Origin of the sequence: Actinomadura sp. NEAU-AAG7, from assembly GCF_018603865.1 — a bacterium.
In the GTDB taxonomy this organism is placed as follows: Bacteria; Actinomycetota; Actinomycetes; order Streptosporangiales; family Streptosporangiaceae; genus Spirillospora; species Spirillospora litoris.
In genome coordinates this window covers 344,762-368,576 of the sequence record NZ_JAHFZY010000002.1, presented here as the reverse complement: position 1 = coordinate 368,576, position 23,815 = coordinate 344,762, and the positions used below count along the sequence as shown (strand labels likewise).

Sequence of the window (23,815 nt, the reverse complement as noted above, 5' to 3'; positions counted from 1 at the left end):
GTTTGCTGGACGTCGCAGTCGTCCGCTCCGGGCGGTTCTCGCGGCGGCACTTGCTGGCGCCCCTGCGCTGGGGCCCCGGCCCCGGGCACCACATCCGCCGCGCGCCGCACCCCGTTTACCGCCGGGGACGGCCCCGGACTGGCGGAGCGGGTGCGGGTGCCGGGTCTTCGACCCGCGTCACCTGAGAGCGGCTCGGTGCAGGTGGGGCTGTGGGGGCGTTATGAGTGTGTCGGGCTCGGTTGCCTGCCACGTTCTGTGGTTTTAGCTGGTTGGCGTCGCGACTCGCCGGGAGGGGGTGTGTGGGGTGGGCTAATTCGGTTGTTCGGTGTTCTGGTGCGGCATTACGTTGCCGAAGTGGACCTCTTCTCACGTTCTTGGACGGCATTGCGCGCGGCGGTCGACGACCTTTCCGGGGAGGACTGGGAGCGGCCGTCCGGCTGTTCCGGGTGGCTTGTGCGGGACCTGGTGTGCCACCTGATCATCGACGCGCAGGACGTCCTGATCACGCTGGTCACCCCCACCGACGCCGAGCCGACCGTGGACGCGGCCACCTACTGGGACCTCGTCGATCCTCCGACCGGTGAGGACCCGCTGGACGCGCTGATCCCCCGGCTGGCCGCCGCCTACGGCGAGCCGAGGTGGCTCAAGTTCCACTTCGACGACATCGGCTCCGCCGCCGGACGTGCCGCCGACCTCGCCGATCCAGAAGTCCGCGTCAGCACCCAGGACAAGGTGCTGACGACCGGGGACTACCTGTCCGCCTACGTCATGGAATGGACGCTGCACCACCTCGACCTGATCGTGAACCTTCCCTCGGCAGCCGAACCGCCCGCCGAGACCCTCGCCGCCGCTCGCGCGTCCCTGGAGAAGATCGCCGGAGTGTCCATTCCGGCGACGTTCTCCGACACCGACGCCCTGCGGATCGGGACCGGGCGCCGTCCGCCGACGGAGGAGGAGAAGGCCGCGCTCGGCGAGCTGGCCGCGCGGATTCCCTTCGTGCTGGGCTGACGTGCCCGGCCGCGCTCGTCCCGTCCGGGAGTTCGGTGCCGCTGTGTGGGTGCCCCAACGATGTTCCGGGCCGGGACGACGGCGCTGGGTCCGGTTCGCGGGCGGCCGTTCCTTCGCCCCGCGCCGCTGTTCGATGCGGTGCGGGGTGAGCCGCCAGCGAGTTGCCGCCGAGGGTCCTCCGCTGCGCCTGGGTGGGGGCGGGGGCCTGTGGTGGGGGTGGGATTTGCGGGGTGGTCGGCTGAGGGGACGTCGTGGCGGGTGGGGAGGGGAACTGCGGCGAAACGGTGCCGTGGACCCCCTACCCTTGTGAATATGGCCGAGTACATCTACACGATGCAGCGCGTGCGCAAGGCACATGGAGACAAGGTCGTCCTGGACGACGTCACCCTGCACTTTCTGCCGGGCGCCAAGATCGGCGTCCTGGGGCCGAACGGCACCGGTAAGTCGACGCTGCTGCGGATGATGGCCGGTCTGGAGCAGCCGTCCAACGGCGACGCGCGGCTGATGCCGGGCTTCACCGTCGGGATGCTGCAGCAGGAGCCGCCGCTGAACGAGGAGAAGACCGTCCTCGGGAACGTGGAGGAGGGCGTCGCCGAGACCAAGGCGATGGTCGACCGGTTCAACGAGATCGCCGAGAAGATGGCGACGGACTACTCCGACGAGCTGATGGAGGAGATGGGCAAGCTGCAGGAGCAGCTCGACCATCGCAACGCCTGGGACCTCCAGAGCCAGCTCGAACAGGCGATGGACGCGCTGCGCTGCCCTCCGGGCGACGCCGAGGTGACCAAGCTGTCGGGGGGTGAGCGCCGGCGGGTCGCGCTGTGCAAGCTGCTGCTGGAGGCGCCCGACCTGCTGCTGCTGGACGAGCCCACCAACCACCTGGACGCCGAGAGCGTGCAGTGGCTGGAGCAGTTCCTCGCCAAGTACGAGGGGACCGTCCTGGCCGTCACCCACGACCGGTACTTCCTCGACAACGTGGCCACCTGGATCCTGGAGCTGGACCGGGGCCGCTGCTTTCCTTACGAGGGTAACTACTCCACCTACCTAGAGAAGAAGGCCGACCGGCTGAAGGTCGAGGGCAACAAGGACGCCAAGCGCAAGAAGCGCCTCCAGGACGAGCTGGAGTGGGTCCGGTCGAACCCCAAGGCGCGGCAGACCAAGTCCAAGGCCCGCCTGGAGCGGTACGAGGAGATGGCGGCGGAGGCCGCCAAGACCCGCAAGCTGGACTTCGAGGAGATCCAGATCCCGCCGGGCCCGCGCCTGGGCAACACGGTGATCGTGGCCGACAAGCTGACCAAGGGCTTCGACGACCGCCTTCTGATGGACGACCTGTCCTTCAACCTGCCGCCGAACGGCATCGTCGGCGTGATCGGTCCGAACGGCGTCGGCAAGACCACGCTGTTCCGGATGATCGTCGGCGAGGAGCAGCCGGACGGCGGTGAGCTGCGGCTCGGCGAGACCGTGCAGGTCTCCTACGTCGACCAGGGACGCGGCGGCATCGACCCGAAGAAGACGGTCTGGCAGGTCGTGTCGGACGGGCTCGACCACATCAACGTGGGCCAGGTCGAGATGCCCTCCCGCGCCTATGTCGCGGCGTTCGGGTTCAAGGGGCCCGACCAGCAGAAGCCGTCCGGGGTGCTGTCGGGCGGCGAGCGCAACCGGCTCAACCTGGCGATGACGCTCAAGCAGGGCGGCAATGTCCTGCTGCTGGACGAGCCCACCAACGACCTCGACACCGAGACCCTGTCGAGCCTGGAGAACGCCCTGCTGGAGTTCCCCGGCTGCGCCGTGATCACCTCGCACGACCGGTGGTTCCTCGACCGGATCGCCACGCACATCCTCGCGTGGGAGGAGGGCTCGAACTGGTTCTGGTTCGAGGGCAACTTCGCCGACTACGAGAAGAACAAGATCGAGCGTCTCGGCGCCGACGCCGCCCGTCCGCACCGGGTCACGCACCGCAAGCTCACCCGCGACTAGTCCGCCTCGGACGGCCGTGGGTCCACCCCCCGGGGGTGACCCCGCCGGGGTGGTGGTGGTGGGGGGGGGGGGGTTTTCGCGGGGGGTAACGGGGGGGGGCGGGGGTCCCCCCCGGGCCCGCCGCCGTCGTGGTTCGTTCCGGCCTCAGTTGAGCTGGACGGTTCCGGTCACGTCGGCCGCCAGCCGGAGCTGGTCGCCGTCGCGCAGGGGCGCCTCCACGCCGCGGGGGAGGCGCTCGCCGTTGACGAACGTCCCGTTGGTGGAGCCCTCGTCGCGGACCCAGGCGGTGCCGGACGGGTCGAGCCAGACCGTCGAGTGGCGCCGCGACACGTTGTCGTACTGCGTGAACGTGGCCGCCACGGGCGACTGGCCCGCGTCCCGGCCGAGCACGAGGTGCTGCCCCACCGAGACCTTCAGCTCGCCCGTCGGGAACTGGACCCGCAGGACCGGCGTCCCCTTCTGCGGCAGCGGGCGCAGGCACGTGTCGCACTGCGCGGCGCCCGGGTTGGTCAGGACGGCCTCGCAGTACGGGCACATGAACGCCGTGCTGTCGCTCGGCGGCTGCGGCCGCGACTGCATCGGTGCCTGCGGCTCGTGCTGGTGCGACGGCGGGGCCCCGAACTGGTGGTCGCCGGGACCCCCGGGCCCGCCCGGACCACCGGGCCCGCCGGGGCCGGGCTGCGGCTGGCCGTACTGGTCCGGCGGCGCGTACTGGTGCTGCTCGGGCTGCTGCTGGTACTGGTCGGGCGCCTGCTGCTGCGGCATGCCCCACTGGTCGGGCTGCTGCTGCCCCGGGGCCTGCTGGCCGGGGGGCGGCGAGGACCACGGGTCCGCCGAGGGCTGCTGCTGGTGCTGCGCGGGCTGCCCGCCCTGCGGCCCCCCGTACTGGCCGCCCTGCTGGCCCGCGTGCTGGCCGTAGTCAGGTTGCCCGTAGTCGGGTTGCCCGTAGTCGGGCTGGCCGTAGTCCGGTTGGGCCTGCTGCTGCGGCTGGCCGTAGTCGGGCGGGCCCTGCTGCTGCGGAGGACCCTGCTGCATGGGCGAACCCCACGGGTCCTGCTGCTGTTGCTGCTGCCCTTGCTGGGCCCACGGGTCGGGCTGGGACATCGGCTGGCTCTGCTGCGGCTGCCCGTAGTCGGGCGGTGCCTGCTGCTGGGGCGCCTGCTGCTGGTAGGGGTCGTGCGAGTGCTGGGGAGGCTGGTACGGCTGCCCGTGCTGCGGCGCCCCATGCTGCGGGGCGCCGTGCTGGGGAGCCCCGTGCTGGGGCGCGCCCTGGGGGCCGCCGTACTGCGGGGCCCCCTGCTGAGGCGCGCCGTACTGCGGGGCGCCGTGCTGGGGAGCGCCGTGCTGGGGAGCCCCGTGCTGGGGGGCGCCGTGCTGAGGGCCGCCGTGCTGGCCGTACCCGCCCTGGGCGTGCTGCCCGTGCTGCTGGCCGGCCCCGGCGCGCGCCAGGTTGGCCCCGCAGCTCAGGCAGAGCAGATCGCCCGGCTGGAACGGTTCGTCACAGATAGGACAGTTCAAGGTCGCCATGACACTTCCCCCGCGCGCACCCCGGCGCGTTCGAGCCTCGACGTGAGGTGCTCCATGTCACCCCTTCGCGGGATCCCGATGTAGTACACCCGCCTTCCCTCCGGCCCCTCGTCCACGGACACCTGAACCCGGGGCCCTGCCTCGTCCCTAGTCTCTCCGATACCGGCCAGTGCCCCGTACCGCTCGCGTCCCAGCGGGGACAACGGCACGACGCGCTGGTTCGCCGACCCCCTCCAGAGTAGAGAGCCACTCTCGGAGTGTCGTCCTCCCGGGTTGAGCCGGTCGACGTACGGCCCCGTGATCACGGCGTCACACATGCCGAGGATCTCCCGCGTCGCCGCGCTCCGCGAGAGCCGAGAGTAGACATATCCGCTGTAGACCAATATGTCCAACCCAATCGTCTCATGATGATGGTCGTCCCGCCACGCGCGGACGCCGCGCAGCAGCGCCGCCAGCGCGGACGGCTGCTGGAACGGCTCGCCCCCCGAGATCGTCACGCCGTCGACCGGTCCGGGCAGTGATCTCAGCCATCCGAGGACGGCCTCGACCGGCACCTCCTTGCCGGGATCGGCGTCCCAGGTGTCGCGGGAGAGGCACCCGTGGCAGTGCAGCGTGCAGCCCTGCACCCAGATGCCGGCGCGCGTCCCGGGACCGAGCGTGGTCACCGGATAATGCGCCTTGGCGAGCCGCAGCCGCTCCCCGGACGCGGCATCGCGGGACGTGATGTCGCTCACTGGATTTCCAGATGGACGATGCTGCCCTCGCGCCGGATCCCGTACACGGTGACCCGCTCGTCCGGGACGAGTTCGCGGTCGAACAGCGCGCGCGCCAGCGGGTTGACGAAGTGCGACTCCAGGGCCATGCCGATGCCGCGGCCGCCCTTGTCCAGCTCGTCGGTGCACCACCCGCGGAGCGTCTGGAGCGCGTCGCCCTTCACCGCCAGCACCAGCCGGTGCTCCTCGGCGACCCGCTTGCAGATGTTCGCGAACTGGAGGTCGAAGATCTTGTGCGCGGCGTCGGCGGAGATGAAGTCGAACACGACGATGTTGTCGCCGAACCGGTTGAGCAGCTCCGGCCGGTTCAGGACCTCGGTGAAGTGGTCGGCGACGGCGTCCTTGATCCGCTGCTCGACCTCGTCGTAGGTCATCCCGGGCGTGATGTTCTGCACACGGCCGGCACCGGGGGAGAAGGCGCCGTCACGGGTCGTGAGGTCGCGCCCGGGGACGTACATCCCGAGGTTCGAGGTGAAGATCAGGATCGACTCGGAGAAGTGGACGGTGTTGCCGCGCCCGTCGGTGAGCCGCCCGTCCTCCAGGATCTGGAGGAACTTGTCGAGGATCCGGGGGTGCGCCTTCTCGATCTCGTCGAACAGCATGACGCGGAACGGGTCCTCGCGGACGGCGTTGGTCAGCTCCCCGCCCGCCTCGTGCCCGACGTATCCGGGCGGCGACCCGATCAGCCGGTCGCCGGAGCCCTCGGCGGAGAACTCGCTCATGTCGAAGCGCAGGTAGGCCGACTCGTCGCCGAACACCAGCTCGGTGATCGCCTTGGCCAGCTCGGTCTTGCCGGTGCCGGTCGGCCCGGCGAAGAACAGCACGCCGCGCGGGCGGCTGCCCGACCGGGTCGCCTGCGCGCCCGACAGCCCGAGCACGGCCCGCTTGAGGATGTCGAGGGTCTTGGTGACGGCCTGCGGCTGCCCGATCACCCGCTCGGGGACGCGCTTCTCGCCCTCCAGCACGCGCCGCCGCAGGTGCCCCCGGCTCCACGGGTTGTCCAGGACGCCGAGCTTGTAGGTCCGGACGGCGTCGGGCAGGTCGGCGAGGTCGACGTTGCGCTCCTTCGCCAGCCGGGTCACCTCGATCATCGACTGGAGCGTCAGGCCGTCGGCCTGCTCGGCGAACGCGTCGCAGGCCGCCGCGGCGGCCTCGTCGGTGCCGACGTCGGTGACCCCGAACGCGCGGGCCAGCAGCCGCGCGGTCTCCTGCCGGTCGCCGAGGTGCGGGCGCGGGATCGTGATCTCGCGGATGTTCTCGTTGTCGGTGGTGAGCCACGGCGGCAGGTCGCCCGGCCGCTCCACCAGCCACAGCACCGGGTTGTAGAGCGGCTTCGGCCGCGCCCCCGGCACCCGGACCGGGCGCGCCGTCCGCGACAGCTTCGCGCAGAACCGGAAGAAGTCGCGCTCGGCGGGCTCCAGGTCGGTCGGGGTGCGGGCGATCCGCGACGCCGAGTCGATCACGAACGCGGCGCGGATGTTCTCCGTGGGCCGCGCCACCGCCTCCAGCTGGCGGGTCAGCGCCTCCAGCGAGGGCTTCTCGTCCCGGCCGCGCTTGCCGAGCAGCCGGTCGGCCGACCGCTCCGCCTCCTCGGCGATCTCGTCGCCGGTGTCGGGGTAGACCTGCACGCCGTCCACCGGGTCGTACACGATCATGCAGGACGCGCCGCTGGAGCGCAGCGTCTCCCACAGCAGCCCGCGCAGCGGCAGCAGCCGGGCGGGCCCGACGACCTCCTGCGGCGGCGCGAGGAAGCTGTCGTAGAGGTTGCCCGACAGCACGTACTGGGAGTGGACCGAGAGCGTCGCGTCCAGCTCGCGGATGAACGGCGGCCAGCCCTGCAACCGCCCGCCGAGGGTCGGCGAATCAATGCTCATCAGGCTCGCTCCACTCCGTTCCCGCCTTTCCCACACCGGCCGCGGGACCCGTCACCGGCCCCGCTCCCGGCGGCGTTCGCGCCGCTCGGCACGCCCCCCAGTCTGCCGTGGCCGCTCGGAAACCGGCAGCTCACGCACGCCCGGCTCCAGCCGCCAGGCCACCTGCGACCGTATCCCGGCCGCGGCGAGACGGGTCCGCGCGGCCTCGAACGCCTCGCACCACTCGCGCTCGCGCTCGGCGTCGACACGCCGGTCGTCCTCGCTCTCGGCGGGCGTCTCGCGGACCATCGCGGCGCGTACGTGCGCCGCGTCGTCGACCCGCATCTTCACGCTGTGCTCGGGCCAGCCGCCCTTGGTCAGGACCAGCGCGCCGCCGTCGGCGGTCAGCGTCTCGAACCCGGGCGCCACCTCATACCCCATGTCCTCGAACGCCGTGGTGATCGAGTCGAGGACGTAGCGGCGCTCGGCCTCGGCCTGCTCGGCGGCGTCCCGCTCGGCCGCGCGCCGCCGCTCCCGCTCGCGCCGCTCCTCGGTGCGGCGGTTGGCGTCCCGGATGCGCAGCCGCACCTCCTGGAGGACCGCCTCGGCCTCCTCGGCGGTGCCGGTCCCGGCGAGCAACCGCGCCGCGTCGGCGACCGCGCGCCGCTCGCCCTCGGCCGCGTCGGGCAGCAGCCGCGTCATGATCCGTTCGAGTGTCCCCTGCACGTCGTCTTGGACGCGCGGGACGGGTGACGCGCCCCGCTCGGGGCCGCGCTGACCGGTGTCGGCCTGCAACCCGGCCGCGGGGACCGTGAAGATCTGCGCCGTGACCTGGGCGGCGAGGTGCTCGGAGAGGGCGCGCTCCGCCTCGTCCAGGACGGGGTCGAGCGCGGCGCACCAGGCGGCCAGCTCCTCGGGGGTCTGGTGCTCCTCCGGCCGGAGCGGCTCGGGCAGCGCCGCGTCCGCGCCGATCTTGGCGCGGGTCTCGGCGAGCGCGGCGATCCGGGCGTTGCGCTCGACGACCTCGCGCAGGGCGCGCTCGTGGGTCTCGACCTCGGCGAGCGCGGCGGCGCGCGCCTCGGCCCGCCCGGTGGCGAGCGCGGCGAGGGCCTCCGCGCCGCGCCCGGCCAGGCCCGCGCCGCGTCCGAGGACGCGGTTCATGCCGAGCGTGAGGATCACGGCCGCGTCCAGCGCGATGTCGGCCTCGACGCCGCTGCTCATGCTGCTCCTCCGGGGTACGTGGGGTCGTGCCGGTGCGCCGGGCCGGCGGAGGGGGCGCGGGACTCGCGCCAGCGGTGCAGGCGCAGCCCGGCCGCGGCGGCGTGCGCGGCGGGGACCGCGACGAGCACCAGCACCCACAGCACGCCCGCGATGGAGGACAGCGCCCCGAACAGCAGCAGCAGGATCAGCAGCGGGACCGTCACGGCGAGGAGCGTCATGCCGCAGCCGCGCCGCCCGCCGCGCTGCGCGGCGCCCGACATCGTCCGGGACGCCTTGGACAGCCCCCGGCCGGACGCGCCGAGCGCCTTGGAGATCGACGACCACGGCCCGTAGGGGAGGTAGTCCTTGCCCTGCGCGCGCGCCAGCAGCACCTCGGCGCCGCAGTGCACCGCCCACGCGAGGACGGACAGCACGGCGAGGAGCCCGAACGACAGCCACGACGACCGCTGGACGTGGACGCCGACGGACGAGGTCCCCCTGTCCTCGCCCCCGCCGCCGAACAGGGCGTTGACGACCGCGCCGCCGAGCAGCCAGAACACGAGCAGGGGGACCGTCCAGAGCGCGGCCCGGACCATCGCCGCGCCGCGTCCGGCGAGGCGCTCGCGCTCCCGCTCCGCCCACCGCGCGCGCAGCGCCTCGTCGCGCCGCCGGTCCGCGTCCTGCCGCCGGGCCCGGTTCTCGGTCTCCAGGACCGCCTCCGGCACCGCCCGCGTCACCGCGAACAGGCGCAGCGGGTCGTCGCCCGCGCCGTCGGCCAGCCAGTCGAACCACGGCACCGGCTCGGAAACGGCCTCGCGGGCGTGGGCCGCCGCCTCGGCCAGCAGCCGGTGCGTCTCGGCCGGGCGCGCCGCGAGCGCGAGCAGGGTGAGCAGCACCACCGGCGGGTCGTCGGACGGGCCCGGAGGGCGCCCGCCCGCGACCCGCACGGCCTCGTCCCGGCGGGTGCCCGCGTCGGGGAGGCGGGGCGCGAGGCCGGGCGGCGCCGCGTCCTGGGCGCGCAGCCAGCGGGCCAGGTCGTTCCACGCCGCCACGTGCGCGCGCCACTGGCCGTCGATGCGCGCCAGGTCGCCGCCCCCCTCGAACCCGGCCAGGACGGGCAGCAGGTCCTGCTCCCACAGCTCCCGGCCGAGCAGGCAGGCCGTGCGGTGGTCGGGGTGCCGGTGGTCGGTGGCCAGCGCGGCGAGCGCGGGCAGGTCGTCCGCCGTCACCCGCCGTCCGAGGAAGTGCGGCGGGAGACCCGGATCCAGCCACCGGACCAGGTGCAGCAGCTTCACGTCCGGCGGCAGGCGGGTGGCCAGATGGCCGTCGACGAGGTCGATGCGCCCGTCGTCGTCGGGGAGGCCGGCGAGCCAGTCGCGCAGCGCGCGCCACGCCTCACCGGACTCGCCGCGTCCGAAGAAGTAGGGCGCGGCGTGCTCCCACTCGTCGACGAGCGCGCGCGCCAGCTCGGCGCGGTCGGAGTAGCGGCGACCCCTGAACGGCAGGCCGGTGCCGGGGGGAGCGGAGGCGGCCGAGGTCTCCTCGGCCACCGGCGGCGAACCGCCGTCGAGCCACTCGGTGACCTGGGCGCCCGTCCAGCGGCGGCGCGGATCGCGCGCGAGCAGGCCCCGGCACAGCAGCCGCAGCCGCGGGTCGGCGACGTCGTCGGCCGTCACCGGCCGCGTCGCGAGATGGTCGACCACCACGGTCTCGCTGAGCCCGAGGAACGGCGCCCGCCCCGTCGCCAGCTCCCGGACGATCATGCCGAGCGACCACCAGTCGCGGGCGGGCGACACCTGCCCCGACAGCGACTCCGGCGCCGCGTAGGCCAGCGTCCGCGAGGACGAGGCGAACACCACGCTCTGGTCGAGCACCTTGCTCAGCCCGAAGTCGGCGATCGCCAGCCGCAGCGGGGCCGTGCCGAGGACCAGGACGTTCTCCGGCTTCAGGTCGCGGTGCACGATGCCCGCCCGGTGCAGCGCCGACAGCCCGGCCGCGAGCTGCGCCGCGATCTCGGCCGCCTCCGCGGGCGGCCGCGCCCCCTCCATCAGCCCGCGCAGGTTCCCGTCCGGCGCGTACGCGGTGACCTCGTAGTCCCGCCCGTCCGCGTGGCCGGTCTCCAGGATCCGCAGGACGTTGGGGGAGTCGAGCGCGGGCAGCTTCGCCCACACCTCGCGGTCGGCGCGGTAGCCGCGCCGGAAGATCTTCACGACGTACTCGGCGGAGTCCTCCGGCGCGTGCGCCTCCCTGACCAGGAGCAGGTCGGACTCCGCGCCCTGGACGGGCAGCTCCGCGACCGCCGTGTACCGCTCGGCCAGTGCCGCCGGCAACCGCAGCAGCGACTCGCCGGGAGGGCCGCCCTCCCGCCGCGTCCCGCCGGTCGGGGGCGTCTCGCCGCGCGGCGCCGGAACCCACTGGTCGCGCCGCGTCACCCCCGCGTCGCGCCGCGTCTCGCGCGGGGGAAGCCCCCCGCCGTTCCCCGTCCCGCCGACGTCGTCTGTCACCGGCCCGCCCGTCTAGCTCTTGTCCTTGATGATCCGCAGATATTCGCTGATCTTGAACTGGTTGATCAGGAACTCCAGCGCCATCCGCACCGTGAGCAGCTGGAACATCCACACGATGGGGGTGGCGAGGAGCGTGCCGATCCCGAGCGCCTGGTTCCATTCGAGGAACGCGACCCCGTACCACGCCATCACCAGGGCGAACAGGGTGATCAGGGCCAGCGCCAGCCGATAGATGATCTTGATCATCTGGGCGGTGACCATGTGGTCGAAGTTGGTGTCGAAGAGCGCTCCGAACAACCCCTTCCCGCGGGGGCCGCCCGGAGGCGGCGCCCAGCCCTGCGGTGGCTGGTTCGGCGGGCCCATCGGCCCCGCCGGCCCGGGCGGACCCGGAGGGGCGCCGTGCGGACCCGGTGGGGGCCCCTGCGGCCAAGGACCCGTGTTGTGAGGGCCCGTGTTGTGAGGGCCTGTGGGGTGGGGGCCGGAGGCTCGGGGGTCGGGGGCGGGGCCCTGGCGCGGGGGCGGTGCGTAGGGGTCTCCCTGGGGGCCGGGCCCGGGTGGGCGCGGTGGGTAACCGGGGTCCGAAGGATGTGTCATCGCCGTCGTCTCCAGGGTGGGGCCGCCTACAGGAAGACTCTCCGCCTACAGGAAGACTCTAGAGCCTGGAACGCGCCTAGCGGGGCCGGCCGGGGACCGGGTCGCCCGCCCTTACGCGCAGGGGTTCGGGCGCCCCGCCTTGACGCCTCCGGTGACCTTCAGGGCGGGCGGGGCGAGGCGGGCGCCGCCGCGCCCGATGACGAGCCGCACTCCGTCCTTGGGAGCGGCGCCGTTGGGGGAGAGGAGCGCGTCGGGCAAGGCCCTGGCCAGCGTCGAGGCCCGCAGTTCCTCGGACGGGGCGTAGACGATCCTGCTCTCGGCGGACGCCGGGCCCTTCTCCACCTTCTTCCCCACGTCGAAGCCGCGCTCGCCGAGGCGCTGGACGAGGTCCGCGATGAGCTTGGCGTCGCCGCCCGCGTCCACCACGGACACCTTGACCTCGCGCGGCGCGGGCGGCCTGCGCTCGGGCCTGGCCGGGGCGGCCGGTTCGGCGGGCAGGTCGTCGTCGTGCTGGATCGCGGAGAACAGGGGCCTGGCCCGTTCCATGTCCCACTGGACGCGGTTGGGGTCGGGCGCGTACCCCTCGACCGGCACCGTCACGAACCGGACCTGCCCGGCGCTCATGCCCTTGAGGCCGTCCGCGAGCCTGCGCATCGCGGACAGGTCCAGCTCGTCGTCGGTGGTCATCGACTTCGTGGCGGCCTTGAGGAACTTGTAGGTCTTGGCGGGGTCGGTGAGCACCGACCCGCTGGTGGCCTTGTCGACCACCGCCGCCATGAACCGCTGCTGCCGCTCGATGCGTTCCAGGTCGGAGCCGTCGCCGAGCGAGTAGCGGGCCCGGACGTACCCGAGCGCGGCCTCGCCCTTGACCGTCTGCTTGCCCGCGTTCAGGTGCAGTTCGGCGCGCGGGTCGTCGACCGGGCGGTCGACGCAGATCTCCACGCCGCCCAGCGCGTCCACCATCCGCTTGAACCCGGAGAAGTCGATCTGGACGAAGTGGTCGATGTGGATGCCGGTCAGCGACTCCAGCGTCTTCCAGGTGCAGGACGGCCCCGCGTAGGCGAACGCGGCGTTCAGCATCCCGAACTGCGACGGGACCCTGCCGCCCTTCTCCTTCTCGCACTCGGGGATCCTCACCATCGAGTCGCGCGGGAAGCTGATCCCGACCGCCTGGTCGCGGTTCGGCGACAGGTGCAGCAGGATCGCCGTGTCCGAGCGCGCCCCGGTCAGCCCGGCGGCCGCGCCGTAGCGGGCGTTGTCGCCCTCGCGCGTGTCCGACCCGAGCAGCAGGATGTTGAGGCTCTTGTTGAGCTTCTTCGGACGGTTCGCCCCGAGCTGCCCGCCCACGTGCTTCTGCTCGATGCCGCCGACCAGGTCCCGGTACAGGACGACCGCGCCCGCGCCGGCGGCGAGCACCGCCACGGCCGTGCCGACCGCGGTCCACCGCAGGATCCTCCGCCTGCGCGTCCGGCCGCGCTTCGGCGCCGCGTCCTCGGACACGGGGGCGGTCGCCTCGTCGTCGGTCGCCTCGTCGCCGCCCGCGGACTCTTCGGCCGCCTGGCCGTCCCCTGCGAGGTCGTCGCGGCCGGTGTCTTCGTCGCTCATCCGGTCCCGTCTCGGGCAGGGCCCTGTCGAGGGCGTGCGGTCGTCGGCTGGGGAGGTCCCCCGGGGGCCGTGCGGACGGGATCCCCATCCGTTGGATGCGTGCTCGGCCCGAAGTGTTGACACACGTCCGGAAATCGTGGTTCCCGTCCGAGCCGATGATGCCCCTGCGTAGCCGGCCCCGCGTCCGGCCTAGCGCCTCCGGCGGACGAGGCGGGCCATGCTTTCGTGTGCTCGTCTCGATTCCCCTGCGCCATAACAACTGGTTATGGAAGCCCGGCCGTGCCGCAGGGGGTTTTCGGGCCTAAAGTCTGTGGTCAGGGTCACAGAGGGGTGTGGCTGTTATGTGTGTCACAGTGCCGCGCCGTTGGCGTAGGGTCGCTTCGCTGGAAGCGCACACGAGGCGTCACCGCCCGCATGCGGCAGGGCCTCCGGCCTAGGCGCGACGGCCGCACGCGACGACCGCATGAGTGCGCTCGGACCGAGGTACGGGTACACGACGACCCGAGCTCAGGAGAGCGATCGATGAGCACAGTGGAGGCGCCGGTCAAGTCGCGCGCCCAGATCAAGGACCGCACGCTCCGGAAGGACAACTGGCGCCTCTATCCCGTCACCACGTTCGTGATCTTCACGGCGTGGGTGGTGTACGCGACCGTCCGGGCGTTCTGGGGGTCCGCCTTCTACGTCCCGCAGTACCACTACCTGACGCCGTTCTACTCGCCCTGCTTCAACGAGATCTGCAACGGCGTCACCGTGGACGGCCACACGGGCGACGCGGCGGAGTTCGGGACGTTCCTCCCGTCCGGGACGCGGGGCTTCATCCCGTTCGCGGCGATCTCGCTGCCGTTCCTGCTGCTGTTCCGGCTGACCTGCTACTACTACCGCAAGGCCTACTACCGGTCGTTCTGGGCGGCGCCGTCGGCGTGCGCCGTGCGGGAGCCGCACAGCAAGTACACCGGTGAGCGGCGCTTCCCGCTGGTCGGGCAGAACCTGCACCGCTACTTCTGGCTGGCCGCCGTCCTCATCTCCCTCGTCAACACCTGGGACGCGGTCCGCGCCTTCCACGGCGAGGACGGCGGGTTCGGCATCGGGCTCGGCACGGTCATCCTGGTCGCCAACGTGGTGCTGCTGTGGCTGTACACCCTGTCGTGCCACTCGTGCCGGCACATCGTCGGCGGGCGGTTGAAGAACTTCTCCAAGCACCCCTTCCGCTACCGGATGTGGGGCTGGGTGTCCAAGATCAACCAGCGGCACGGCACCTACGCCCTGATCACGCTGGGCTCGCTGGTGGTGGCCGACCTGTACGTCGCGCTGGTGGCCGGCGGCACCATCTCCGACCCGCGCATCTTCAACTGAGGCCGAGGATCATGACTGAGATCGAGAGGCACGCCTACGACGTCGTGGTGATCGGCGCCGGCGGCGCCGGGCTGCGGGCGGCGATCGAGGCCCGCCTCCAGGGCAAGAAGACGGCGATCATCTCCAAGTCGCTGTTCGGCAAGGCGCACACGGTGATGGCCGAGGGCGGCGCCGCCGCGGCGATGGGGAACGTCAACCCCAACGACAACTGGCAGGTGCACTTCCGCGACACCATGCGCGGCGGCAAGTTCCTCAACAACTGGCGGATGGCCGAGCTGCACGCCAAGGAGGCGCCCGACCGCGTCTGGGAGCTGGAGCACTGGGGCGCGCTGTTCGACCGCACCAAGGACGGCAAGATCAGCCAGCGGAACTTCGGCGGGCACGAGTACCCGCGGCTGGCGCACGTCGGCGACCGGACCGGCCTGGAGCTGATCCGCACCGCCCAGCAGAAGATCGTGGCGCTCCAGCAGGAGGACCACCGCGAGCACGGCGACTACGACGCCCGCCTCAAGGTGTGGGCCGAGACGACCGTCACGCGGCTGCTGAAGGACGGCGACCGCATCTGCGGCGCGTTCGCCTACGTCCGCGAGACCGGCAGGTTCGTGGTGTTCGAGGCGCCCGCCGTGGTGCTCGCCACGGGCGGCATCGGCAAGGCGTTCAAGGTGACGTCGAACTCCTGGGAGTACACCGGGGACGGGCACTCGCTCGCGATGCTCGCGGGCGCGACGCTGCTCAACATGGAGTTCGTGCAGTTCCACCCCACCGGGATGGTGTGGCCGCCGTCGGTCAAGGGCCTGCTGGTCACCGAGTCGGTGCGCGGCGACCGGGGCGTGCTGAAGAACTCCGACGGCAAGCGCTTCATGTTCGAGTACATCCCGGAGGTGTTCAAGTCCCAGTACGCGACCTCCGAGGAGGAGGGCGACCGCTGGTACGACGACCCCGACAACAACAAGCGGCCCCCCGAGCTGCTGCCCCGCGACGAGGTCGCCCGCGCGATCAACTCCGAGGTCAAGGCCGGCCGCGGGTCCCCGCACGGCGGCGTGTTCCTCACCGTCGTCGACCGGATGCCGGGCGGCGCGGCCGAGATCGTCAAACGGCTGCCCTCGATGCACCACCAGTTCAAGGAGCTGGCGGACGTCGACATCACCAAGGAGGCCATGGAGGTCGGCCCGACCTGCCACTACGTGATGGGCGGCGTCGAGGTCGACCCCGACACGGCGGCGGCGCTCGTGCCCGGTCTGTTCGCGGCGGGCGAGGTCGCGGGCGGCATGCACGGCTCCAACCGGCTCGGCGGCAACTCGCTGACCGACCTGCTGGTGTTCGGACGGCGCGCCGGGCTCGGCGCGTCGGAGTACGTCGACGCGCTCGCGGAGCGCCCGCCGGTCTCCGCCGAGGTGGTCGAGGCCGCCGAGCGGGAGGCGATGGCCCCGTTCGAGCGCAAGGGCGGGGAGAACCCCTACACCGTCCACGCCGAGCTCCAGCAGATGATGAACGACCTCGTCGGCATCATCCGCAAGGAAGAGGAGCTGGCGCAGGCCATAGAGGGGCTGGAGAAGTTCCGCGAGCGGGTCGCCAACGTCAGCGTCGAGCCCGTCGCGGTGAACGACGGGCGCGGCTACCACCCCGGCTGGCACCTCGCGCTCGACCTGCGCAACATGCTGCTGGTGTCGGAGGCGATCGCCAAGGCGGCGCTGGAGCGGCAGGAGAGCCGCGGCGGCCACACCCGCGACGACTACCCGGTGATGTCGCCGGAGTGGCGCAAAGTGAACCTCGTCTGCCGCCTGACAGGTGACGGGTCCGCGCCGAGGGTCGAGCTGAGGCGGCAGCCGATGGAGCCCATGCGGGACGACCTGATCGGGCTGTTCGAGACCGACGAGCTGAAGAAGTACCTCACCGACGGTGAGCTGCCCGGCGCCGGCGGGCCCGTGGCGGAGGAGGCCGCCGGAGGCGCTGAGACGGCCGAGGAGGCCGCCGGGGACGCCGGTGCGCGACCGGACGCGGGCGAGGCCGGGGACGGCGGGCAGGCGGCCGCTCCGAAGGGCGGCGCGACCGCCGCCGGCGCGGTCGAGGGCGGCGGCGAGGACAACGAGGAGGGCGACCGATGAGCTACGAGGCCAGTTTCCGGGTCTGGCGCGGGGACGACGGCGCCGGGGAGCTCAAGGACTACAAGGTCGAGGTGAACGAGGGCGAGGTCGTCCTCGACATCATCCACCGGCTCCAGGCCACGCAGGCGCCCGACCTCGCCGTCCGCTGGAACTGCAAGGCGGGCAAGTGCGGGTCGTGCTCGGCGGAGGTCAACGGCATGCCGCGGCTGATGTGCATGACGCGGATGTCGACGTTCGAGCCGGACGAGACCATCACGGTCACCCCCGTCCGCACGTTCCCCGTCATCCGCGACCTCGTCACGGACGTCTCGTTCAACTACGAGAAGGCCCAGCAGATCCCCTCGTTCGACCCCGGGGACGTCAAGCCGGGCGAGTTCCGCATGCAGCAGGTGGACGTCGAGCGCTCGCAGGAGTTCCGCAAGTGCATCGAGTGCTTCCTCTGCAACAACGTCTGCCACGTCATCCGTGACCACGAGGAGAACAAGCCCGGGTTCGCGGGCCCCCGCTTCCTCATGCGGATCGCGGAGCTGGAGATGCACCCGGCCGACGCCGCCGACCGGCGCGAGATCGCCCAGCAGGACCACGGCCTCGGCTTCTGCAACATCACCAAGTGCTGCACCGAGGTCTGCCCCGAGCACATCAAGATCACCGACAACGCCCTGATCCCGATGAAGGAGCGGGTGGTGGGCCGCCGGTACGACCCGCTGGTGTGGCTCGGCAGCAAGCTCGGCGTCGTCAGGAAGGGCCAGGACACCCCGTCCGCCTGATCTGGCCGACATGGCGAAACGCCTCCCGCCGTCCACCGGCGGGAGGCGTTCGTGTCTCCGGGCGCGGTGAGTTTTGGAGGGGCGGGGAGTCTCAATAGGAAACGACTCAATCTCAGGGGGGACCTGTGGCAGGGGCAGAGGCGGAGACGGCGGCGCGTGCGGTGCCCCGGCTCGGGAGCATGCTGCTGGCCAGCACCGATCCCGACCGGCTGCGCGCCTGGTATGAGAAGGCGTTCGGGCTGACCGCCGACATGGACGGCTTCCTCGACTTCGGCGGCGTGGGCGTGCTGGTGGACGGCCGCGACGACGTCGCCGACCGGGCGGTCGAGCCCGCGCGGGTGATCCTGAACATGCACGTGCCCGACGCGCGGGCGGTCGTGGCCCACCTCGACTCCATGGACGTGACCTGGCTGGCCCCGCTGGAGTACCGCGAGGTGGGCTTGTGGTTCGCCACCGCGGTCGACCCGGACGGCAACCACGTCCAGATCATCGAGCTGACCGAGGCGTACTGGACCGGCCGCAGGGAACGCGCCCAGCGCGCCAGGGTCCTGCGGGGCGCCGAGCGCGAGGAGACGGTGTGGACGCTCGCCGACGCGTCCGCCTCCGGACGGCTCCCGGCGCGGGACCTGGACCGCGCGCGGCGCTTCTACGCGGACAAGCTCGGCCTGGAGCCGGTGGAGTCCCGTCCGGGCGGGCTGCGCTACGAGACGCGCGACGGCGGGTTCTCGCTGTTCCAGTCGGCGGGACGCCCGTCCGGCGACCACACGCAGATCGCGTGGGAGGTCGACGACATCGACGCGGTCGTGGCCGAGCTGCGGCGGCGCGGGGTGGTGTTCGAGAAGGTGGACGTCCCCGGCCTGCGCACCGTGAACGGGATCACCGAGGTCGAGGGCAACTACCCCTCCGCGGGCGGGCGCGGCGAACGCGCCGCCTGGTTCCGCGACTCCGAGGGCAACCTGCACGGCGTGGGCCAGGCGATCCACGGTGCCGGCCAGAACGGCGACCACGGCCAGAACGGCGACCCCGGCCGTCACGCGAGTGCGTGACCTGACCGGTGGGGCGACGCCGGAGGCGAGCCCCACCGGGAAGATCGCGAAGCGATGCCGCACCCGCACGACCACGGTCGGCGTGCGAGCCGCCCGGCGAGCACGCTGGGCCGAGGTCGCAACGAACGCAGCCGAGCTCGCAATATGTACGGGCGGCGTGCCCCCGGACCGCCGCCCGCCATACTGCCGTACCGCCGTTCCCCATGAACGCCGTGGCCGCTGTGCCGCCGTGTGGCCGCTCAGGCCCGGCCCAACACTGGTGCACCTCCGGCACGGCGTATAGGGAGAAATGCACACAACGCGTAATCCATTCGTGATTCGCCTTCGGGTGCCACCTGAACATCCGTTCCGTTTAGCGTGGTGGCATGACCGCCCTCGAACCGGGCTCGTTCCTGGCCGAACTCACCCCGGCCGAACGCGCCGACCTTGAAGCGCGTGGCCGCGTCCGCGAGTTCGACCGGGGGGAGGCCCTGTTCATCGAGGGGGAGCGCTCCAGCTGGGTGGCCGTCCTGCTCAAGGGGCGGGCCAAGGCGTTCTCCTACCGCGAGCACGGCGGCGAGGCGCTGCTCGCGGTGCGCGGGCCGGGGGCGCTGCTGGGCGAGGTCGCCGCGATCGACGGGCTGCCCCGCTCGGCGACGGTCGCGGCGATGGAACCGGCACAGGTGCTCGCGCTGACGGCCGAGGAGTTCAGGGCGTTCCTGCAGGCGCACGGCCGCGTCTCGATCCTCATCATGCGGATGCTGTGCCAGCGCTGGCGCGACGCCGACCGCAAGCGGGTGGAGTTCGGCATGTTCGACGCGACCGGACGCGTCGCGCAGCGGCTCGTGGAGCTGGCCGAGCGGTTCGGCGTGCCCTACGACCGCGTCCCGTCGGCGGCGGCGAACGCGGGCGGCGCGCCGCAGAGCGTGCGCATCACGCTCAACCTGTCGCAGGAGGAGCTGGCGGGCTGGGTCGGCGCGTCGCGGGAGGCGGTCAGCAAGGCGCTGCGCACGCTGCGCCGGCGCGGCTGGATCGAGACGGGGCGGCGGCGCGTCATCGTGCACGACCTCCAGGCCCTCAAGCGGCACGCGAGATGAGCGCCGCACCCCGCTGAACTGGCTGGACGGGTGGGCGCCCGCGAACCCGCGCGGGGGCGACCCGTACCCTGTGCAGGATGCAGTTGCAGCAGCTCGCCTACTTCGTCGCGGTCGCGGACGTACGCCACTTCACCCAGGCCGCCGAGTTGCTGCGCGTCGCCCAGCCGTCGCTGTCCAAGCAGATCCGCGCGCTGGAGGCCGAGCTGAACGTCTCGCTGTTCAGCCGCGCCCGGGGGAACATCACGCTGACGCCCGCCGGTGAGACGCTGCTTCCGCTGGCCAAGCGCATACTCGCCGACGTCGACACCGCGCGCGTGGAGGTGCAGGAGCTCGCCGGGCTGAGGCGCGGCCGGGTGCGGCTCGGCGCGACGCCGTCCCTGTGCGCGGGGCTGCTGGCGGACGTCCTGCGCCGCTTCCACGACGCCTACCCCGGCATCCAGCTGATGGTCGAGGAGGGCGGCTCGCGCGACCTCGTCCGGGAGCTGACCCGGGGCTCGCTGGACCTGGCCCTGGTGATCCTGCCCCTGCACGGCGATCCGCCGCTGGACACGACCCCGATACTGCGCGAGTACCTGGTGGTGGCGTCCCCGGCCGGTCAGGGGCCGTCCGAGCGGCCGTCCCGGGCGGCGCACATGCCGCGGCGGTCGCACCTGCGCATCGAGGACCTCCGGAACCGCCCGCTGGTGATGTTCCGTCCGGGCTACGACCTGCGCGAGGCGACGATCAGCGCGTGCAGGACGGCCGGGTTCGAGCCCAAGTTCGCCGTGGAGGGCGGCGAGATGGACGCCGTCCTGCGGTTCGTGGAGGCGGGGCTCGGCATCGCGGTGGTCCCCAGCATGGTCCTGGCTGGGCGTCCCGGCCTGCGCGGGACGCCGCTCGTCCTGGACGAGGCGGAGGACCCCCCGCGCCGCGGCCACCACGCCCCCGGCCTGCTGCGGACGGTCGCCCTGGCCCACCGCAAGGACGTCGACCTGACCCACGCCGCACGCGCGTTCCAGGACACCCTGGAGGCGTTCCTCGTCGAGGCGGGCCTGGAGGGCAGCCTCCCGGCCGGGGTCGAGAACCTCGTGGACGCCTAGCTAGTCTAGAGGCCGGGCGCCCGGAGGCCGGGGGTCAGGCGCTGCTCGGCTCGGGCACCCTGGGGCGCTCCGCCGAGGGACGTCCGATCGACATCGACATCCCGGCGGCGAACAGGCACAGCACCCCCGCGCCCCACCACGCCAGCGTGTACGAGCCGAGCGAGGTGCGGACCAGGCCCGCGAGCGCGGCCGCGGCGGCGGCGCCGAGCTGGTGCGCGGTGAACACCCAGCCGAACACGATCGTCCCGGCGGACGGCCCGAACACCTCCCGGGCCAGCGCGATCGTGGGCGGGACGGTCGCGACCCAGTCCAGGCCGTAGAAGATGACGAACACCAGCATGCTCGGGTGCGGCGAGTCGGCGAACAGCACCGGCAGCGTGAGCAGCGACAGCCCGCGCAGGGCGTAGTACCAGGCGAGCAGCACGCGGCTGTCGAGCCGGTCGGTGAGCCAGCCGGACGCGACCGTCCCGACGATGTCGAACACGCCGACGAGGGCGAGCAGGCTCGCGGCCGTCGTCTCGTGCATGCCGTGGTCGTGCGCGGCGGGGATGAAGTGGGTGCCGACGAGCCCGTTCGTGGAGGCGCCGCAGATGAAGAACCCGCCCGCGAGCAGCCAGAACGCCTTCGTCCGCCACGCGCCGGAGAGTGCGCGCAGGGCGCGGCGCGCCGCGTCCCCGCTCGGCGGCGGGGCGGGTTCCTCGGCGGTGGCGCCGTAGGGCAGCAGGCCCACGTCCGAGGGGCGCTCGCGCAGGACGAACACGACCAGCGGCACCACGACCAGCGCGGCGCCCGCCACCGTGAGGGACGCCGACCGCCAGCCGGACTCGTCCACCAGCCACGCCAGCAGCGGCAGGAAGACCAGCTGCCCGGCGGCGCCCCCGGCGGTCAGGACGCCGACGACGAGGCCGCGGTGCCGGGTGAACCAGCGGTTCACGACCGTCGCCGCGAACACCATCGCCATCGACCCGGTGCCGAGCCCGACCAGCACGCCCCAGCACAGGACGAGCTGCCAGCTCGCGGACATGAACACGGTCAGCCCGCTGCCCAGCGCGACGAGCGTGAGCGCGAGGGCGGTGACCCGGCGGACGCCGAAGCGGTCCATCAGGGCCGCCGCGAACGGCGCGGTCAGCCCGTACAGGACGAGGTTGACCGACACGGCCGCCGAGGTCGTGGCGCGCGACCAGCCGAACTCGTCCTGGAGCGGGACCATGAGGACGCCCGGCGTGGCCCGGAAGCCGGCCGCGCCGACGAGCGCCACGAACGCGACGGCCGCCACCGGCCAGGCGCGGTGCATACGGGTGATTCTGGACACCGCACTACTGTGCGCTCCGCTCCCGCGCGGGCGACAGGGGCGGGATCGCCAACGTCCGGAAGGATCCGGCCAACCGCGACCCCGTGCGGTCCCCGGTGATCGGCTCCGCGAGGTACGGTTTCCGAAACGGGACGGGCGGGGGGAGGCGGGCGTGCGCGACCGCACCGCTCGGCAGCGGCGCCTGCTGGCGCTCCTGGCGGGCTTCTTCGGCTTCGCCGTCACCGCCACGCTCTCGATCGTCCCAGGCTCCGGTGTCGCCGAGGTCATCCGCGCGGGCGCGGCGGCCGCCGCGAACAGCGCCGGGAACCGGGAGACGGCGGCCAGATCGGCCGCCCTGAGCCGCGACCGGCGTCCGGCGGCGGTCTGGCAGCGGCTCGTCGCGGTCGACGCGGCGCATTTCTGGCGCCAGGCGGACGCGTTCTCCCACCATCTCCGCTTCGGCTCGTCCCCGGACACGGCGCAGCACGCCGTCCTGCCGCCCGACGCCACCGCCCCCGACCTCGGCACACATCGGGCCGAGGCCACGCCCACGCGCGCGGCGGCGCCGAAGTCGCTCCACCTCGGCCCGGTCAAGGTACGGGGGCCTCCGCCCCGCACGGGTTCCTGACGCTCACAGTCATCTGCCGCGGTGTCCCCGCGGGCACTGCGGCGTACCCGTACGGAGGCTTGTCATCAACCGCACCGCCATGGGGCGGGCGCTCTCGGCGCCCGCCCGGAAGACCCCTGCCCAGAACCCGGACGCGGCGTGCTGACCGCGTTCGCGCGCGCGTTCCGCACCCCGGAGCTGCGCGGAAGACTGCTGTTCACGCTGTTCATCGTCGTGGTGTTCCGGGTGGGGCAGAACCTGCCCGCGCCGAACGTCGACGTCAGGGCGCTCAAGGACGCCTCGGACGCCGCCAAGAAGGGCAGCGAGCTCTACGGGATGCTCGACCTGTTCAGCGGCGGCGCGCTGCTGAAGCTGTCGGTGTTCGCGCTCGGCGTCTACCCCTACATCACCGCCAGCATCATCCTGCAACTGCTGACGGTCGTGGTCCCGCGCCTGGAGTCGCTCAAGCAGGAGGGGCAGTCGGGCACCACGAAGATCACCCAGTACACCCGCTACCTGACCGTCGCGCTCGCCGTGCTCCAGGCGACGAGCGTCGTCGCGATGGCGTCGAGCGGCCGGCTGTTCCGCTCGTCCGGCGACGTCCTGCACGACGACGGGATCCTCCCGATCGCGACCATGGTGGTCTGCATGGTCGCCGGGACGGCCGTCACCATGTGGCTCGGCGAACTGGTCACCGAGCGCGGCGTGGGCAACGGCATGTCGATCCTCATCTTCACCCAGGTCGTCGCCGTCTTCCCCGGCCAGCTCTGGGCGATCTACCAGTCCCGGCACGGCTTCGTGTTCACGCTCGTGGTCCTCGTGGGCCTGGCGATCATGGCCGGGGTCGTGTTCGTCGAGCAGGCGCAGCGGCGCATCCCCGTCCAGTACGCCAAGCGGATGGTGGGGCGCCGCCTGTACGGGGGAGCCGCCACCTACATCCCGCTGAAGGTGAACCAGGCGGGCATCATCCCGGTGATCTTCGCGTCGTCGCTGCTGTACATACCCGTCCTGGCGACGCAGCTGTGGCCGAACGCCCGATGGCTGCAACGGGCGCAGCCCTACCTCCAGCAGGCCGACCCCTGGCACATGGCCTCGTTCTTCGTGCTCATCGTGTTCTTCACGTACTTCTACGTGGCGATCACGTTCAACCCGGTCGAGGTCTCCGACAACATGCGCAAGTACGGCGGGTTCGTGCCGGGCATCCGTCCGGGACGTCCCACGGCGGAGTACCTGGACCACGTCCTCACCCGCGTGACCACGCCGGGCGCCCTCTACCTGGGGCTCGTGGCCCTCGTCCCGATGGTGTCGCTGGCGCTGCTGGACGTCGGCGACGACTTCCCGTTCGGCGGGACGGCGATCCTCATCGTCGTCGGCGTCGGCCTGGACACGGTCAAGCAGATCGAGAGCCGCCTCCAGCAGCACAACTACGAGGGCTTCCTCCGCTGACCGG

Annotated in this window: 18 protein-coding genes; 10 read left to right on the top strand and 8 right to left on the bottom strand. The window is 72.6% G+C overall.

The features are described from left to right. Positions 1 to 354: 354 nt before the first annotated feature. Positions 355 to 1,008 (top strand): maleylpyruvate isomerase N-terminal domain-containing protein, encoded by a 654-nt coding sequence (locus KLI87_RS11060; RefSeq protein ID WP_214616877.1) that lies wholly within the window; start codon positions 355 to 357, stop codon positions 1,006 to 1,008. Between the two features lie 312 nt (positions 1,009 to 1,320). Further along, complete coding sequence (gene ettA / locus KLI87_RS11055; RefSeq protein WP_156217917.1) at positions 1,321 to 2,985, top strand: energy-dependent translational throttle protein EttA; 1,665 nt, start codon at positions 1,321 to 1,323, stop codon at positions 2,983 to 2,985. Between the two features lie 144 nt (positions 2,986 to 3,129). Here the strand turns inward: ettA and KLI87_RS11050 are convergent, their stop codons facing one another. The 7 genes from KLI87_RS11050 to KLI87_RS11020 form a co-directional block, all read right to left on the bottom strand. Beyond that, positions 3,130 to 4,512 (bottom strand): FHA domain-containing protein, encoded by a 1,383-nt coding sequence (locus KLI87_RS11050; RefSeq protein WP_214616876.1) that lies wholly within the window; start codon positions 4,510 to 4,512, stop codon positions 3,130 to 3,132. Beyond that, positions 4,500 to 5,246 (bottom strand): 4Fe-4S single cluster domain-containing protein, encoded by a 747-nt coding sequence (locus KLI87_RS11045; protein ID WP_308165960.1) that lies wholly within the window; start codon positions 5,244 to 5,246, stop codon positions 4,500 to 4,502. Before KLI87_RS11045 ends, KLI87_RS11050 begins: the two co-directional genes overlap by 13 nt. Next, the gene (locus KLI87_RS11040; protein WP_214616875.1) at positions 5,243 to 7,159 is read right to left on the bottom strand and encodes an AAA family ATPase; all 1,917 of its coding nucleotides are present in this window, start codon (positions 7,157 to 7,159) and stop codon (positions 5,243 to 5,245) included. Before KLI87_RS11040 ends, KLI87_RS11045 begins: the two co-directional genes overlap by 4 nt. A gap of 51 nt (positions 7,160 to 7,210) precedes the next feature. Beyond that, positions 7,211 to 8,359, bottom strand: a complete 1,149-nt coding sequence (locus KLI87_RS11035) for a response regulator receiver protein (RefSeq protein WP_214616874.1) — start codon at positions 8,357 to 8,359, stop codon at positions 7,211 to 7,213. Continuing rightward, a complete protein-coding gene (locus tag KLI87_RS11030) occupies positions 8,356 to 10,842 on the bottom strand; it encodes a protein kinase (protein ID WP_214616873.1) in 2,487 nt (828 codons plus the stop codon). Before KLI87_RS11030 ends, KLI87_RS11035 begins: the two co-directional genes overlap by 4 nt. A gap of 12 nt (positions 10,843 to 10,854) precedes the next feature. Next, positions 10,855 to 11,139 carry a DUF4282 domain-containing protein gene (locus KLI87_RS11025; RefSeq protein WP_250903811.1) on the bottom strand — a complete coding sequence of 95 codons (285 nt, stop codon included), beginning with the start codon at positions 11,137 to 11,139 and terminating at the stop codon, positions 10,855 to 10,857. A gap of 408 nt (positions 11,140 to 11,547) precedes the next feature. Continuing rightward, entirely contained in the window at positions 11,548 to 13,041 is a 1,494-nt protein-coding gene (locus KLI87_RS11020) for an LCP family protein (protein ID WP_214616872.1), read from the bottom strand. A gap of 522 nt (positions 13,042 to 13,563) precedes the next feature. On the opposite strand from KLI87_RS11020, the gene KLI87_RS11015 reads away from it, so the two are divergent. The 6 genes from KLI87_RS11015 to KLI87_RS10990 all read left to right on the top strand — a co-directional run bounded on the left by KLI87_RS11015 (position 13,564) and on the right by KLI87_RS10990 (position 20,467). Then, on the top strand, positions 13,564 to 14,394 hold the full coding sequence (locus KLI87_RS11015) for a hypothetical protein (protein WP_214616871.1): 831 nt from the start codon (positions 13,564 to 13,566) through the stop codon (positions 14,392 to 14,394). A gap of 11 nt (positions 14,395 to 14,405) precedes the next feature. Then, positions 14,406 to 16,499 carry a fumarate reductase/succinate dehydrogenase flavoprotein subunit gene (locus tag KLI87_RS11010; RefSeq protein ID WP_214616870.1) on the top strand — a complete coding sequence of 698 codons (2,094 nt, stop codon included), beginning with the start codon at positions 14,406 to 14,408 and terminating at the stop codon, positions 16,497 to 16,499. Next, complete coding sequence (locus tag KLI87_RS11005) at positions 16,496 to 17,266, top strand: succinate dehydrogenase/fumarate reductase iron-sulfur subunit (protein WP_156219007.1); 771 nt, start codon at positions 16,496 to 16,498, stop codon at positions 17,264 to 17,266. The genes KLI87_RS11010 and KLI87_RS11005 overlap by 4 nt, the downstream gene beginning before the upstream one ends. Before the next feature lie 125 nt (positions 17,267 to 17,391). Continuing rightward, positions 17,392 to 18,312, top strand: coding sequence for a VOC family protein (locus KLI87_RS41485; protein WP_308165959.1), 921 nt, complete (start codon positions 17,392 to 17,394; stop codon positions 18,310 to 18,312). A 365-nt stretch (positions 18,313 to 18,677) separates the two neighbouring features. Next, on the top strand, positions 18,678 to 19,388 hold the full coding sequence (locus tag KLI87_RS10995) for a Crp/Fnr family transcriptional regulator (protein ID WP_156219006.1): 711 nt from the start codon (positions 18,678 to 18,680) through the stop codon (positions 19,386 to 19,388). Between the two features lie 77 nt (positions 19,389 to 19,465). After that, positions 19,466 to 20,467 carry a LysR family transcriptional regulator gene (locus KLI87_RS10990; RefSeq protein WP_156219005.1) on the top strand — a complete coding sequence of 334 codons (1,002 nt, stop codon included), beginning with the start codon at positions 19,466 to 19,468 and terminating at the stop codon, positions 20,465 to 20,467. 34 nt (positions 20,468 to 20,501) lie between these two features. On the opposite strand, the gene KLI87_RS10985 is transcribed toward KLI87_RS10990, so the two are convergent. Next, positions 20,502 to 21,761 (bottom strand): MFS transporter, encoded by a 1,260-nt coding sequence (locus KLI87_RS10985; RefSeq protein WP_156219157.1) that lies wholly within the window; start codon positions 21,759 to 21,761, stop codon positions 20,502 to 20,504. Between the two features lie 169 nt (positions 21,762 to 21,930). Between KLI87_RS10985 and KLI87_RS10980 the strand changes: the two genes are divergently transcribed. Both KLI87_RS10980 and secY read left to right on the top strand, forming a co-directional pair. Beyond that, a complete protein-coding gene (locus KLI87_RS10980) occupies positions 21,931 to 22,386 on the top strand; it encodes a hypothetical protein (RefSeq protein ID WP_156219004.1) in 456 nt (151 codons plus the stop codon). 138 nt (positions 22,387 to 22,524) lie between these two features. Further along, the gene (gene secY, locus KLI87_RS10975) at positions 22,525 to 23,811 is read left to right on the top strand and encodes a preprotein translocase subunit SecY (protein WP_214616869.1); all 1,287 of its coding nucleotides are present in this window, start codon (positions 22,525 to 22,527) and stop codon (positions 23,809 to 23,811) included. Positions 23,812 to 23,815 lie beyond the last annotated feature (4 nt).

What these genes read in the sequence shown, in the direction of transcription:
- KLI87_RS11050 (WP_214616876.1), bottom strand. Translation starts at nt 4,512, where the DNA reads ATGGCGACCTTGAACTGTCCTATCTGTGACGAACCGTTCCAGCCGGGC.
- KLI87_RS11015 (WP_214616871.1), top strand. Translation starts at nt 13,564, where the DNA reads ATGAGCACAGTGGAGGCGCCGGTCAAGTCGCGCGCCCAGATCAAGGAC.
- KLI87_RS11005 (WP_156219007.1), top strand. Translation starts at nt 16,496, where the DNA reads ATGAGCTACGAGGCCAGTTTCCGGGTCTGGCGCGGGGACGACGGCGCC.
- KLI87_RS10995 (WP_156219006.1), top strand. Translation starts at nt 18,678, where the DNA reads ATGACCGCCCTCGAACCGGGCTCGTTCCTGGCCGAACTCACCCCGGCC.
- KLI87_RS11010 (WP_214616870.1), top strand. Translation starts at nt 14,406, where the DNA reads ATGACTGAGATCGAGAGGCACGCCTACGACGTCGTGGTGATCGGCGCC.
- KLI87_RS11040 (WP_214616875.1), bottom strand. Translation starts at nt 7,159, where the DNA reads ATGAGCATTGATTCGCCGACCCTCGGCGGGCGGTTGCAGGGCTGGCCG.
- KLI87_RS10985 (WP_156219157.1), bottom strand. Translation starts at nt 21,761, where the DNA reads ATGCACCGCGCCTGGCCGGTGGCGGCCGTCGCGTTCGTGGCGCTCGTC.
- KLI87_RS11020 (WP_214616872.1), bottom strand. Translation starts at nt 13,041, where the DNA reads ATGAGCGACGAAGACACCGGCCGCGACGACCTCGCAGGGGACGGCCAG.
- ettA (WP_156217917.1), top strand. Translation starts at nt 1,321, where the DNA reads ATGGCCGAGTACATCTACACGATGCAGCGCGTGCGCAAGGCACATGGA.
- KLI87_RS10990 (WP_156219005.1), top strand. Translation starts at nt 19,466, where the DNA reads ATGCAGTTGCAGCAGCTCGCCTACTTCGTCGCGGTCGCGGACGTACGC.
- KLI87_RS11035 (WP_214616874.1), bottom strand. Translation starts at nt 8,359, where the DNA reads ATGAGCAGCGGCGTCGAGGCCGACATCGCGCTGGACGCGGCCGTGATC.